Source organism: Mesorhizobium sp. (assembly GCF_965229135.1).
Taxonomy (GTDB): domain Bacteria; phylum Pseudomonadota; class Alphaproteobacteria; order Rhizobiales; family Rhizobiaceae; genus Mesorhizobium.
In genome coordinates this window covers 3,499,138-3,511,884 of sequence record NZ_OZ245860.1, presented here as the reverse complement: position 1 = coordinate 3,511,884, position 12,747 = coordinate 3,499,138, and the positions used below count along the sequence as shown (strand labels likewise).

The window sequence follows — 12,747 nt, the reverse complement described above, 5'->3', positions numbered from 1 at the left end:
GTGTTTTCGGAGGGCGAAGGACAGGGAACACGCATGAACCAGCACATCACGGCATCCGTGGATACCACCGATGCGGCCGAAGCCGGGTCCGACAAGCCTCGTGACGTCGTGCGCCTTGTCGACCTGAAGCGGCGCTTCGGCGTCACGGCGGCGCTCGACGGCGTCTCGCTGACGGTACGCAAGGGCGAAATCCTCGGCATTATCGGCCGCAGCGGCGCCGGCAAATCGACGCTGATCCGCTGCCTGAACGGTCTGGAACGACCCGTTTCCGGTGAGGTGTTCATCGAGGGCCGCGAGATCAGCCGGCTCGGCGAACGCGACCTGCAGCCGTTGCGGCGGCGCATCGGCATGATCTTCCAGCACTTCAACCTGCTGTCGGCCAAGACCGTCGAGGACAATGTGGCGCTACCTCTGAAGATCGAGGGCCGTCCGAAGGCGGAGCGGCTGGCACGTGCGGCCGAACTGCTCGATCTCGTCGGCCTGTCGGAGAAGGCAAAAGCCTATCCGTCCTCGCTGTCAGGCGGCCAGAAGCAACGTGTCGGCATTGCTCGTGCGCTGGCGGCGCGGCCGGCCCTGCTGCTGTCGGACGAAGCCACATCGGCGCTCGACCCGGAAACGACGCGCTCCATTCTCGCCTTGCTCAAGGACATCAACCGGCAGCTTGGCCTGACCATCCTGCTGATCACCCACGAGATGGAGGTGATCCGCTCGATCGCCGACCGGGTGGCGGTGATCGATGCCGGGCGCATCGTCGAGGAAGGACCCGTTTGGTCGGTGTTCGCCGATCCTCGCTCTGGCATCACAAAAAGCCTGCTCGGCGCCATCCGGCCGCAACTGCCGCCCGAACTGGCGGCCCGTCTGGTGCCGTCGGCCGGTGCGGAAACCATCCTGCGTGTCGACGTGGCTGGCGAGCCCGCGCGAGGTCCATTGCTCTCGGATCTGGCAGCCATCGTCCCTGGTCAGTTCCGCCTCGTCCATGGCGGCATCGACCATATCCAGCAGCAGCCCGTCGGCACGCTGTTTCTCTCTGTCCCTGGCCATGATGCAAGGCATCTCGCCGAAGTGATCACATTCCTGAAGTCCCGCCAGGCGCGGGTGGAGGTGCTTGGCCATGTCGCCGGTTCTGTTTGAACTCCTGCTGCGGTCGATCTGGGAGACCGTTCTGATGACGGCCGCGTCCGGCCTCATCTCGCTGGTGTTCGGCCTGCCGCTGGGGCTGGCATTGATCGCCACCGAACGCGGCGGCATCGCCGAAAACCTGTGGGTGAACCGCGCACTGGGCGCCGTCATCAACGGCTTCCGATCGGTGCCCTTCATCATCCTTCTCGTGGCGCTCATCCCGGTGACGCGGCTGATCGTCGGCACCTCGATCGGCACGTGGGCGGCCATCGTGCCGCTGTCGATCGCCGCCACGCCCTATTATGCGCGCATCGCCGAAGTCTCGCTGCGCGAGGTCGACCACGGCTTGATCGAGGCGGCGCGCGCCATGGGCGGCAACCGCTGGACGATCATCCGCGAGGTGCTGGTGCCCGAAGCCCTGCCCGGCATCGTCGCCGGCTTCACGGTGACCCTGGTGACGCTGATCGGCGCCTCGGCCATGGCAGGTGCCATCGGTGCCGGTGGTCTCGGCGACCTCGCCATCCGCTATGGCTACCAGCGTTTCGAGACCTCGGTGATGATCGCCGTGGTCATCGTCCTGATCATCCTGGTCTGCGGCATCCAGTGGGTGGGGGATAGGCTGGTGGCGAGGCTGGATCGGCGGGTGTGAGCCGGTAGGCTCGCGAGGAATGGGCCGAGGCTCTCGACTTCGTCATCCTAGGGCGTAGCAGTCGCGAAGCGACGTCGCGGAGACCCTAGGATCCATGCCGCGACCGGAGCCGAAGCACGCGACGGAACAGAGTTCTGCACCGTGGTAACGCGTTGGAGTCCCGGCATGGATCCCCGGGTCTGCGCCGCGTCGCTTCGCTCCTTGCTCCGCCCGTGGATGACGAAGCGATCGGCGGTCCAGCTAATCGCCGACGCAACGATCCTCGATACAAGCCGGACTAAGCCCGCAACCTCGACCCTTCCGGATCGAAGAACGGCATCGGCGCCACCACCGCGCGCGTCGGCACGCCGTCGATGACGATGCTGAGCTCGGTGCCGACAGCCGTAAAGGGCAGCCGCAGATGCGCGGTCGCCAGCACCTTGCCCAGCGAATAACCGTGGTCGCTGTAGGTGACGACACCGACGTCCTCGCCATCGGCCAGCACCCTGGCATCCGTCGCGGCCGGCTTGTTGCCGTCGAGGATCAGTCCGGTCCAACGCTCATCGAGGCCCTTGTCGCGGACCTTGAGCAGCGCTTCGCGGCCGATGAAATCGCCCTTGTCGAACTTGATCCAGCGATCGAGGCCGACATGGAAGGGCGTGCGGGTCTCGTCCATGTCGATGCCGTGCGCCGGATAGGCCTTTTCCAGCCCAAGCGTGAACATCGCCAGCACGCCATAGGGCTTCAATCCGAAATCCTGCCCGGCATGCATCAGACTTTTCCAGACGGACGCCGCTTCATCGGCCGGCACGAACAATTCGAACCCGAGTTCGCCGGTGACACCAGTGCGCGAGATCAGCAGCTTCGTGTCGCCGATGCGCCCCGATGTGAATGCCCAGCGCTTCAGCCCGTCCAGATCGGCATCCGACACCAGCGCCTTGAGCAGCTCGCGTGAGCGCGGCCCCTGGATCGTCGGAAAGGCGACGGCCGCGGTGATGTCCGTGACATAGGCCTTGCGGCCTTGTGCGTGATGCAAAAGCCAGGGCAGCATCTTCAGGCGGTTGACCGATCCGGTCACCAGCATGAAATGCTCCGGCGCCAGACGGAACACGGTAAGGTCGTCCATGATGCCGCCATCCTCGCGGCAGATCGTGGAGTAGCGCACCTGGCCAGGCTTCATCGCTGCGGCATCGTTGACGATGACGTGGTTCACCAAAGCCTCGGCATCCGGCCCCTTGATGTCCATCTTGCCCATGGTGCTGAGATCCTGCACACCGACATTCCTGCGCGTGTTCAGATGCTCGTCTTCAATGCCGGAATAGTACTTGGCTGAGATGAAATCGCCGCCGACCCGACCCATGGTCGCGCCCAGCCCGACAATGCTGCTGTAGAAAGGGGAACGCCGCTCGGCCAAGAAAGTCTCCATCGCTCAACGGATGGAAAAATACGAGCTTTCGCATCGCCGGCAGAGACGGAAACGACATCCCCTGCATCGATCACGGCGCATCGCCGTGGGTTCATTCGACGCCGAACATGTCTCGTGCCTGCTCGGCCGTATAGTAGCCAAGCCTGACGTCCCGGGCGACCAGTTCCGGGTCGCGCTCGCGTGGATCGCCATAGCCGCCGCCGCCCGGCGTGCCGACGCGCACGCGGTCGCCTGCCTTCAGCGCGATATCCTGCTCCTTGGAAAGGTGCGGCGGGACATGTTCCTCGCCATTGCGGAAGACTGTCACCGTGTTGACCGCGCCATCCCCGCCGCCGAGCGCGCCTTGCGGACCGAAACGGCCGTGGTCCATGACGAAGGAGGCGCGGGCGTCGCCGCGCAGGATTTCGACCTCATAGGCGAGGCCGAAACCCCCGCGATGCTTGCCGGCGCCGCCCGAGCCCTCGCGCAAGGCGTAGTGTCGATAGAGCACCGGAAAGGCCTGCTCCATGATCTCGACCGGCGGCGATTTTGAGATGCCGATGGTCGAACAACCATTGGTCAGGCCGTCATGGCCGGAATTGCCGCCATAGCCGCCGCCGGAAATCTGGTACATGACGTAGTCGCGGCCGCGTGCCGGATCGTTGCCGCCGAGCGCGAAATTGCCGCTGGAGCCCGCAGGAGCCGCCGTTACCTTGTCCGGCAGCGCCTGCACCATGGCCGCGAACACAGCCTCGGCGATGCGCTGCGAGACCTCGGCGGCGCAGCCGGAAACAGGACGTGGGTATTTGGCATCGAGGAACGTGCCTTCCGGCCGCTTGACGATCAGCGGCTCGAACGCGCCGGCGCTGATAGGCACATCCGGGAAAATGTGGCGCATCGCGAGATAGACCGAGGAGAGCGTCGTCGCCAGCACGCTGTTCATCGGCCCGGCGCAGGGCTTTGACGAGCCGGCGAAATCGAATGTCAGCGTGTCGCCCCGCTTCTCGACGGCGAGCGCGATGGTCAGCGGTTCGTTGACCACGCCATCGGAATCGACAAACGCCTTGGAATGGTAGGTGCCGTCGGGAATGGCCGAGATGTTGGCACGCATCTGCTCGGCGGCGCGGCGGCGCAGTTCGGCGATGGCTTCGACGACGGTTTCGTCACCGTAACGATCCAGGATTCCATTGAGCCGGTCCTGGCCGATCAGCAACGCCGCGGCCTGGGCACGGATGTCGCCTATGCGCTGGTCGGCGACACGAATGTTGGAGCAGATGATGGCGTAGATCTCGCGGTCGAGCACGCCCTTCTTGAACAGTTTCACCGGCGGCAGCCGCAGCCCTTCCTGCTCGACCGCCGTCGCCGAGGCCGAGAAGCCGCCGGGCACCGAGCCGCCAATGTCGGGCCAGTGGCCGGTGTTCGACAGCCAGCAGAAGATCTTGCCGTCCCGATAGACCGGCATGGCGAAGCGCACATCCATCAGATGCGTGCCGCCAAGATAGGGATCGTTGACGATGTAGATGTCGCCGGGCTCCGGGGCCAGGCAGCGTCCATCGGCGATCATCTCGATCACCGTCCTGGTCGAATACTGCATCACGCCGACGAACACCGGCAGGCCCTGGCTGCCTTGCGCGATCAGCGAGCCGTCGATAGCCGAATAGATGCCGTCGGAACGGTCATTGGCCTCGGCGATCACCGGCGAGAAGGCGGCGCGCGAAAACGTCAGGTCCATCTCGTCGCAGACCTGCTGCAAGGCCGCCTGGAGAACCGAAAGCGTGATGGCGTCGAGTTTTGCCCCTTTGGAAGCTGGCATTGTCAGGCCTCGCCAATGTCGATGATGATGTTGCCGTCGGCGTCGCAGCGTGCGCGGTCGCCGGGTTCGAGAACCGTCGTCGCATCCATCTGTTCGAGGATCGCCGGGCCCTCGATGACGGCGTCGAGCGGCAGCTTTTCGCGTGCGTAGACCGGCGTGTCATGCCAGTGGCCGGCATACCAGACCGGCCGTACCTCGCGCCGCGCCTCGTCCAGCGTTTGGGCGCGCCCCGCCGGGTCGATCAATCGCGACAGGTCGATCGCCGGACGCACGCCGGTAACCGAGGTGTTGAGGTTGACCAGATTGGCGCGGATCTCCGGCAGTTCGACCTTGAAGCGGGCGAAATAGGCTTTTTCGAACAGCGCCTGCAGCGTCGCACGCGTCACTGAAGACGACGGCAGCGGCACGTTGATGATGTGGGTCTGGCCGACGAACTGCATGTCGGCGGAGTGGGTGACACGGATCGTCTCCGGTTTCACCGCTTCCTTGCCGATCAGCTCCTCGCCTTCGTTACGGTGCCGTTCCAACACAGTGTGAAGCTGGGTTTCATCGAGCATCGCCACCGGCTGGTTGACCGTGTTGACGAAATCGTGGCGCAGGTCGGCGACGACGCAGCCGAGCGCGTTGGTGATGCCGGGCCGCGCCGGCACCAGCACCCTGGGCAGTCCGAGCTCGCGGGCCAGCGCGGTCGCATGCAGCGGCCCGGCGCCGCCAAAGGCGAAGAGGGCGAAGTCGCGAGGGTCATGGCCGCGCGACACCGAGACCATGCGGATGGCGCCGGCCATCTTCATGTTGCCGAGACGCAGCACAGCACCCGCGGCCTCGACGCCAGACAGGCCGGTCGCCTTGCCGATCCTGTCCTCGAAAATGCCGGTGACACGTTCCACCGTGACCGGGTTTTCGACCGCCAGCAGCTTCTTCGGCGCCAGCCGTCCCAGCACCAGATTGGCGTCGGTGATGGTCGGCTCCAGGCCGCCGCGCCCGTAGCAGATCGGGCCGGGATTGGCGCCCGCACTTTCCGGGCCGATCTGGATCAGGCCGGCGGCATCGACTCGCGCGATCGAGCCGCCGCCGGCGCCGACCGTGTGCACCGCCACCATCGGCACGTGGATTGGCATCGCGTATTCGATCTCGATCTCGTTGGAGACCGCGGGCTCGGCGTTGCGGATCAGCGCCACATCGGTCGAGGTGCCGCCCATGTCGTAGGTGACGAGGTTTTCGAAACCGGCGCGCTTGCCGGTATAGGCGGCGGCGATGACGCCCGAGGCCGGGCCGGACATCACGGTCTTGGCCGATTCACGCGTGACGAAGCGGGCCGAGATCATGCCGCCATTGCCATTCATGATCAGGAAGTCGCGGGCATAGCCCTTCGCAGCCAATTCCTTGCGCAGCCGCTCGACATAGCGCTCGAGGATCGGCTGCACCGAGGCGTTGACCGAAGCCGTCACCCCGCGTTCGAACTCGCGGGCTTCCGACAGCAGCGCGTGGCCTGCCGTGATGTAGCCGTTAGGCCAAAGCTCGGCGGCGATCTCGGCCGCGCGCCGCTCATGCGCCGGGTTGGCATAGGAATGCAGGAAGTGGATGACGAGGGATTCGCAGCCGGCCGCGATCAGCGTCTTCAGGGCTTCGCGCATTTCAGCCTCGTCGAGCGGCGTGCGTATCGTTCCGGACGCCTCGACGCGCTCCGACACTTCGAGCCGCAGGTTGCGCGGGATGATCGGCACGAAGCTGCCGGTCATGCCATAGGCCTGCGGCCGTGTACGCCGGCCGAGCTCGATCACATCGCGAAAACCGCGCGTGGTGATCATGCCGGTTTTCGCCAGCCGGCGCTCCAGGACCGCGTTGGTGGTGGTGGTCGTGCCATGCACGATGAGGTCGATGCCGTCGATCGGAAATCCGGTGGCGCCGAGCGCCGAAACGACGCCGAACGCCTGGTTATCGACGGTGGTAGGCGTCTTGGCGATATGCACCCGGCCACCGTCTCGGCCGTCGATCAAAAGCAGGTCGGTGAAGGTTCCGCCGACATCGATACCAGCGACGACATTGCCCAGGGAATCCTGCGGCTGCACCGAAAAATTCTCTTTCATTGTCGAAACCCGAAATTTACGGACTACGGATATGCGGCAGTTTGGAAAGGCGTTTCGCGGCGGTATCTTGACGCAAATATCGTTTGTATACTAATAAATTCCGGGCACAAGAGCTTACCGCTTCGGAGTGTGCGAGCAGCACGCCGGGACCTGAACGGTCCGGGCGTGCATGAAAAGGTTTGGCGCCAACGCCCGAAGGTGGCGCCGGAAGGTTGGATTTGATGAACACCACACCCGCGTTCAGCACCCCCGACGCCCGGCCGCCGCGGTTCCCGATTCCGGCCAATGTCCATGCGCAGACCGTCGTGTCGGTGAAGCACTACACCGACCGGCTTTTTTCGTTCCGAATCACCCGTCCGCAGTCGCTGCGCTTCCGTTCCGGCGAGTTCGTCATGATCGGCCTGCCCAATGCGGAGAAGCCGGTGTTCCGCGCCTATTCGGTGGCGAGCCCCGCCTGGGACGAAGAGCTCGAATTCTTCTCGATCAAGGTGCCGGATGGCCCGCTGACTTCGGAATTGCAGAAGATCCAGGTCGGCGACACCGTCATCATGCGCCAGAAGTCCACGGGCACCCTGGTGGTCGATGCGCTCACGCCCGCGAAGCGGCTGTTCATGATCTCGACCGGCACCGGCATCGCGCCCTTCGCCAGCCTGCTGCGCGACCCCGACACCTATGAGAAGTTCGATCAGCTCATCCTCACCCACACCTGCCGCGACATCGCGGAACTGACCTATGGCCAGGAGTTGGTGGCGGCGCTCGAAAACGATCCTCTGATCGGCGAGCTGACCGGCGGCCGCGTCACCCTCTACAATTCGACGACGCGCGAAGAATCGCCGCGCATGGGCCGCATCACCGCGCTGATCGGCTCCGGCAAGTTCTACGCGGATCTGGGCATCGAGAAGCTCAATCCTGAAACCGACCGCATCATGATCTGCGGTTCGATGCACATGCTGAAGGACGTCAAGGAACTGGCCGAAAGCCTCGGTTTCCATGAAGGCTCGCTCAGCCATCCGGCAAGCTTCGTCGTCGAGCGCGCCTTCGTCGGCTGAGGCCTTCGAGACGCCGCTCGCAACCAGGTTTTGACCTTCCGGTCAAAAATCTGCTGCCGTCGCGGTCTTTTTCAGCTATCACTCACCCGAGGACTCGTGAAGCGTGGCTTCGCGGGCTATCTTCGTGCGTGTCGCCCAAGAGCCGTCGAGCGGTTTTGGGAGATGACACGCGCCGGGATATCAAGCGCAAGCCGCTGAACGAAAGGGCAGGAGATGAGCACCACGATCCGCGAAGCCGATCTCGGCGCCAGTGCCTCCAAGGTGACCTCGCTGCCGGCGCGCGCCGCGGCCAATATTCCCGTCCAGCTCGGCCACGGCATTGCCCGCAATCCCGGCATGAAACTCGATCTCGGCTTCATGGAATCGATGCGCAGCGTCAACCGCTCGGCGCTGGAACGCCGCGTCGCCAGCCTGACCAAGCGGCGCTCTATCAAGGCCGACAACCAGGCGGCCTGGCTGCTGCGCGCCATAGCCTGCATGGATCTGACCACGCTGAATTCCAACGACACGGAAGAGCGCGTGCGCCGGCTCTGTGCCAAGGCCACCAATCCCCTGCGCCGCGATATCGTGGAGGGTCTCGGCATAGAAGGTGAGGTCATTCGTCCGGCCGCCGTCTGCGTCTATCACCCGTTCGTCGCCACCGCTGTCGATGCCGTGCGCGGCACCGGCATCCATGTCGCGGCAGTTTCCACCGCGTTTCCGCATGGCCTTACGCCGCTATCGACCCGCCTGCAGGAGATCGAGGCCTCGGTGAAGGACGGCGCCGACGAGATCGACGTCGTCATTCCGCGCGGCCTGGTGTTTGGCGCGAAATGGCGCGAGCTTTACAACGAGATCGTCTCGATGCGCGCCGCTTGCGGTGACGCGCATCTGAAGGTCATCCTGGGCACCGGCGACCTCGCCACGCTGCGCAATGTCATGCTGGCGTCCATGGTGGCGATGATGGCGGGCGCGGACTTCATCAAGACCTCCACCGGCAAGGAGAGCGTCAACGCCACGCTGCCCGTCGGCCTCGCCATGGTGCGCGCCATCCGCGCCTATTTCGAGGAGACCGGCTATCTCATAGGCTTCAAGCCTGCCGGCGGCATTTCCACGGCAAAAGCCTCGCTCGACTGGCTGGTCCTGATGAAGGAAGAGCTTGGCCGTCCATGGCTGGAGCCGACGCTGTTCCGCTTCGGTGCATCGAGCCTTCTGACCGATATCGAGCGGCAGCTCGAGCACCATTTGACAGGTCATTATTCAGCCAATCATCGCCACGCGATGGCGTGAGGATCGGATCAGGAATTTTGACCTGAGTTCCAAGGAATGCCGTCCGAGACAATTATCTGGAGCGCCCCATGAACATTCTCGAACGCTATCACGCCATGGAATACGGCCCGGCGCCGGAAGCCCGCAATGAGGCCGATGCCTGGCTTGCCGCGCGCGATTTTGGCAAGGCGCTGTTCATCGGCGGCGACTGGAAAGCCGCTGCCGGCGCAAAGACCTTCGAAACCAGCGATCCGTCTTCCGGCAAGCTTTTGGCAAAAGTGTCGGACGCGGGCGCCGCTGATATCGATGCCGCGGTCGCGGCCGCCACCAGGGCGCTGCCGAAGTGGAGCGCCAGCACCGGCTACCAGCGCGCCAAGGTGCTCTACGCCATCGGCCGCGCCATGCAGCGCCACCAGCGCCTGTTCGCGGTGCTGGAAACGATCGACAATGGCAAGCCGATCCGCGAAAGCCGTGACATCGATGTGCCGCTGGCCATCCGCCATTTCATCCATCATGCCGGCTGGGCGCAGGCGCTGGACCAGGATTTTCCGGGACACAAGGGTGTCGGCGTCGTCGGCCAGATCATCCCGTGGAATTTTCCGCTGCTGATGCTGGCCTGGAAGATCGCGCCGGCGCTCGCCGCAGGCTGCACGGTCGTGCTGAAGCCGGCTGAATTCACGCCGCTCACCGCCATTCTGTTCGCCGAGATCTGCGAGCGCGCCGGCGTGCCCAAGGGCGTCGTCAACATCGTCCAGGGCGGCCCGGAGGCGGGCGTGGCGATCGTCAATCATCCCGCCATCCAGAAGATCGCCTTCACCGGCTCTTCGGAGGTCGGCAAGATCATCCGCAAGGCGACCGCGGGCTCGGGGAAAAAACTGTCTCTGGAGCTTGGCGGCAAGTCGGCCTTCATCGTCTTCGAGGATGCCGATCTCGACAGCGCCGTCGAAGGCCTGGTCGACGGCATCTGGTTCAATCAGGGCCAGGTCTGCTGCGCCGGCTCCCGCCTTCTGGTGCAGGAAGGCATAGCTGACGCCTTCCTTGCCAAGGTCAAGGCGCGGATGAGCCGGCTGCGCGTTGGCGCTCCGCTGGACAAGAACACCGATATCGGCCCGTTGGTCGACCTGACCCAGCTCGACCGCGTCAAGGGCCTTGTCGCCGAAGGCGCCAGGCAGGGCGCCGTCTGCTGGCAGCCGGACGTCGCTTTGCCGTCCTCCGGCTATTACCATCTGCCGACTCTCGCCACAGGCGTTTCGCCGGCTAATATTCTCGCCCAGGAAGAGGTGTTCGGCCCGGTGCTGGCCACCATGACCTTCCGCAATACCGAGGAAGCGATCGAGCTCGCCAACAACACGCGCTATGGGCTGGCGGCCTCGGTGTGGAGCGAGAACGTCAATCTTGCCCTGCATGTGGCGCCGCGGCTGAAAGCCGGCGTCGTCTGGGTCAACGGCACCAACATGTTCGATGCCGCCTGCGGTTTCGGCGGCTACCGCGAAAGCGGCTTTGGCCGCGAGGGTGGGCGCGAGGGCATGTTCGAATATCTCACGGCGAAGCTGCCGCTCGGTCCGGTCATCAAGCCGGCGACAGCCTCGGCGCAACCGGTCGAGCAAGCCGAAGGCGGTGGCATCGACCGCACGGCAAAACTGTTCATCGGCGGCAAGCAGGTGCGCCCCGACGGCAATTATTCGCTGGCGGTTGTCACCGCCAAGGGCAAGCTGGCCGGCGAAGTCGGGCTGGGCAGCCGCAAGGATATCCGCGACGCCGTCTCGGCAGCGCGAGCCTGTAAGGGTTGGCCTGAGGCGACTGCCTATAACCGTGCCCAGGTGCTCTACTATGTGGCCGAGAACCTTTCCGGCCGTGCCGATGAATTCGCCGCCCGCCTTGTCCAGCTCACCGGCGTTGCCGCCAGGGCGGCGGGCGAAGAGGTCGACCAGTCGATCGAACGCCTGTTCCTCTATGCCGGCCTTGCCGACAAGTTCGAGGGCAGGGTGCATCAGCCGCCAGCCCGCGCCGTGACGCTGGCTCTGCACGAGCCGGTCGGTGTCGTCGGCATTGTCGCGCCCGACAATGCGCCGTTGCTTGGGCTGATCTCGTTGGTCGCACCGGCGCTCGCCATGGGCAACACGGTCGTTGCCGTGCCTTCGGAAAAATATCCGTTGCTGGCCACCGATCTCTATCAGGTCATCGAATATTCCGACGTACCCGCCGGCGCCATCAACATCGTCACCGGCCGCACGGCCGAACTTACCGGCGTGCTGGCCAAGCACGACGATGTCGACGGGCTATGGCTATTCGCCGATGCCGACACATGCGCCAAGGCGGAAGCTGACTCGATCGGCAACCTCAAGCGCGTCTGGAGCGGCAATGGCCGGACCCTCGACTGGGCTTCCGACGAGGCCGCCGGCGACACCTTCCTGCGCCGCGCCGTCGAGGTCAAGAACGTCTGGGTGCCCTACGGCGATTGAGCTCCGGCCGCCACGCAAGTGATCGTGTTCGGGCTTGACGCCCGGATGCGTGTTCTTTAACGAGAAAAAACATCTTTATCTGTGAGTACAGTGGCGCAGGCCGCACAACGGTGTCTGACTGGTACATGACGCCTTGGCCGGCTGCCGATAAACCCGGACGATCACACGCGGCGAGGAGAAGAACATGGCGGATCTGGCAGGCAAGGTCGTTGTCATCACGGCAGCGGCGCAAGGCATCGGCAAGGCGAGCGCGCTGGCCTTCGCCAAGGCCGGAGCCACCGTCCACGCCACCGACATCAACGAGGCGCTATTGGCGGAACTCGCCAAGACGGTGCCTGGTATCAAGACCCGAAAGCTCGATGTGCTCGACGACAGCGCCGTCAACGCCGCCTTTGCCGACATCGGCCGCGTCGATGTGCTGTTCAACTGCGCCGGTTTTGTCCATTCGGGCTCGATCCTGGAAATGAAGGACGGCGATCTCGATTTCGCGCTGAACCTCAATGTCCGCGCCATGGTTCGCACCATCCGCGCCGTGCTGCCCGGCATGCTGGAGCGCGGTGACGGATCGATCATCAACATGGCCTCGCTGGCGAGCTCGGCCAAGGGCGTGCCGAACCGCTTCGTCTATGGCCTGAGCAAGGCTGCGGTAATCGGCCTGACCAAGGCCGTCGCCGCCGACTATGTCGGCAAGGGCATACGCTGCAACGCCATCTGCCCGGGCACGGTCGAGAGCCCGTCGCTGCAGGATCGCATGCATGCGCAGGGCGATTATGAAGCGGCGCGCGCGGCGTTCATCGCGCGCCAGCCCATGGGCCGTCTTGGCACGCCGGAGGAAATCGCCGATCTCGCCGTCTATCTGGCGGGCGCCACCTATACGTCCGGGCAGGCCTACAATATCGATGGCGGCTGGTCGATCTAGAGCAATTGCGGGAAAAC

Annotated in this window: 9 protein-coding genes; 6 read left to right on the top strand and 3 right to left on the bottom strand. The window is 64.7% G+C overall.

The genetic code is table 11. The features are described from left to right. The first annotated feature begins 33 nt into the window (after positions 1 to 33). A complete protein-coding gene (locus tag ACO07C_RS16630; RefSeq protein ID WP_421915243.1) occupies positions 34 to 1,131 on the top strand; it encodes a methionine ABC transporter ATP-binding protein in 1,098 nt (365 codons plus the stop codon). Further along, positions 1,112 to 1,768, top strand: coding sequence for a methionine ABC transporter permease (locus ACO07C_RS16625; RefSeq protein ID WP_421915242.1), 657 nt, complete (start codon positions 1,112 to 1,114; stop codon positions 1,766 to 1,768). The genes ACO07C_RS16630 and ACO07C_RS16625 overlap by 20 nt, the downstream gene beginning before the upstream one ends. 277 nt (positions 1,769 to 2,045) lie before the next feature. On the opposite strand, the gene ACO07C_RS16620 is transcribed toward ACO07C_RS16625, so the two are convergent. The 3 genes from ACO07C_RS16620 to ACO07C_RS16610 form a co-directional block, all read right to left on the bottom strand. Further along, positions 2,046 to 3,161, bottom strand: coding sequence for an aminomethyltransferase family protein (locus ACO07C_RS16620; RefSeq protein ID WP_421915241.1), 1,116 nt, complete (start codon positions 3,159 to 3,161; stop codon positions 2,046 to 2,048). A 103-nt stretch (positions 3,162 to 3,264) separates the two neighbouring features. Further along, the gene (locus ACO07C_RS16615) at positions 3,265 to 4,965 is read right to left on the bottom strand and encodes a hydantoinase B/oxoprolinase family protein (RefSeq protein ID WP_421915240.1); all 1,701 of its coding nucleotides are present in this window, start codon (positions 4,963 to 4,965) and stop codon (positions 3,265 to 3,267) included. A gap of 2 nt (positions 4,966 to 4,967) precedes the next feature. Continuing rightward, positions 4,968 to 7,052 carry a hydantoinase/oxoprolinase family protein gene (locus ACO07C_RS16610; RefSeq protein ID WP_421915239.1) on the bottom strand — a complete coding sequence of 695 codons (2,085 nt, stop codon included), beginning with the start codon at positions 7,050 to 7,052 and terminating at the stop codon, positions 4,968 to 4,970. Positions 7,053 to 7,273: 221 nt separating this feature from the next. On the opposite strand from ACO07C_RS16610, the gene ACO07C_RS16605 reads away from it, so the two are divergent. The 4 genes from ACO07C_RS16605 (at position 7,274) to ACO07C_RS16590 (ending at position 12,730) form a co-directional block, all read left to right on the top strand. Further along, a complete protein-coding gene (locus tag ACO07C_RS16605) occupies positions 7,274 to 8,101 on the top strand; it encodes a ferredoxin--NADP reductase (RefSeq protein ID WP_421915237.1) in 828 nt (275 codons plus the stop codon). Positions 8,102 to 8,314: 213 nt separating this feature from the next. After that, positions 8,315 to 9,370 carry a deoxyribose-phosphate aldolase gene (deoC, locus tag ACO07C_RS16600; protein WP_421915236.1) on the top strand — a complete coding sequence of 352 codons (1,056 nt, stop codon included), beginning with the start codon at positions 8,315 to 8,317 and terminating at the stop codon, positions 9,368 to 9,370. Positions 9,371 to 9,438: 68 nt separating this feature from the next. Beyond that, positions 9,439 to 11,811 (top strand): aldehyde dehydrogenase family protein, encoded by a 2,373-nt coding sequence (locus ACO07C_RS16595; protein ID WP_421915235.1) that lies wholly within the window; start codon positions 9,439 to 9,441, stop codon positions 11,809 to 11,811. 184 nt (positions 11,812 to 11,995) lie between these two features. Beyond that, positions 11,996 to 12,730, top strand: coding sequence for an SDR family oxidoreductase (locus tag ACO07C_RS16590; protein ID WP_421915234.1), 735 nt, complete (start codon positions 11,996 to 11,998; stop codon positions 12,728 to 12,730). Positions 12,731 to 12,747: the final 17 nt, after the last annotated feature.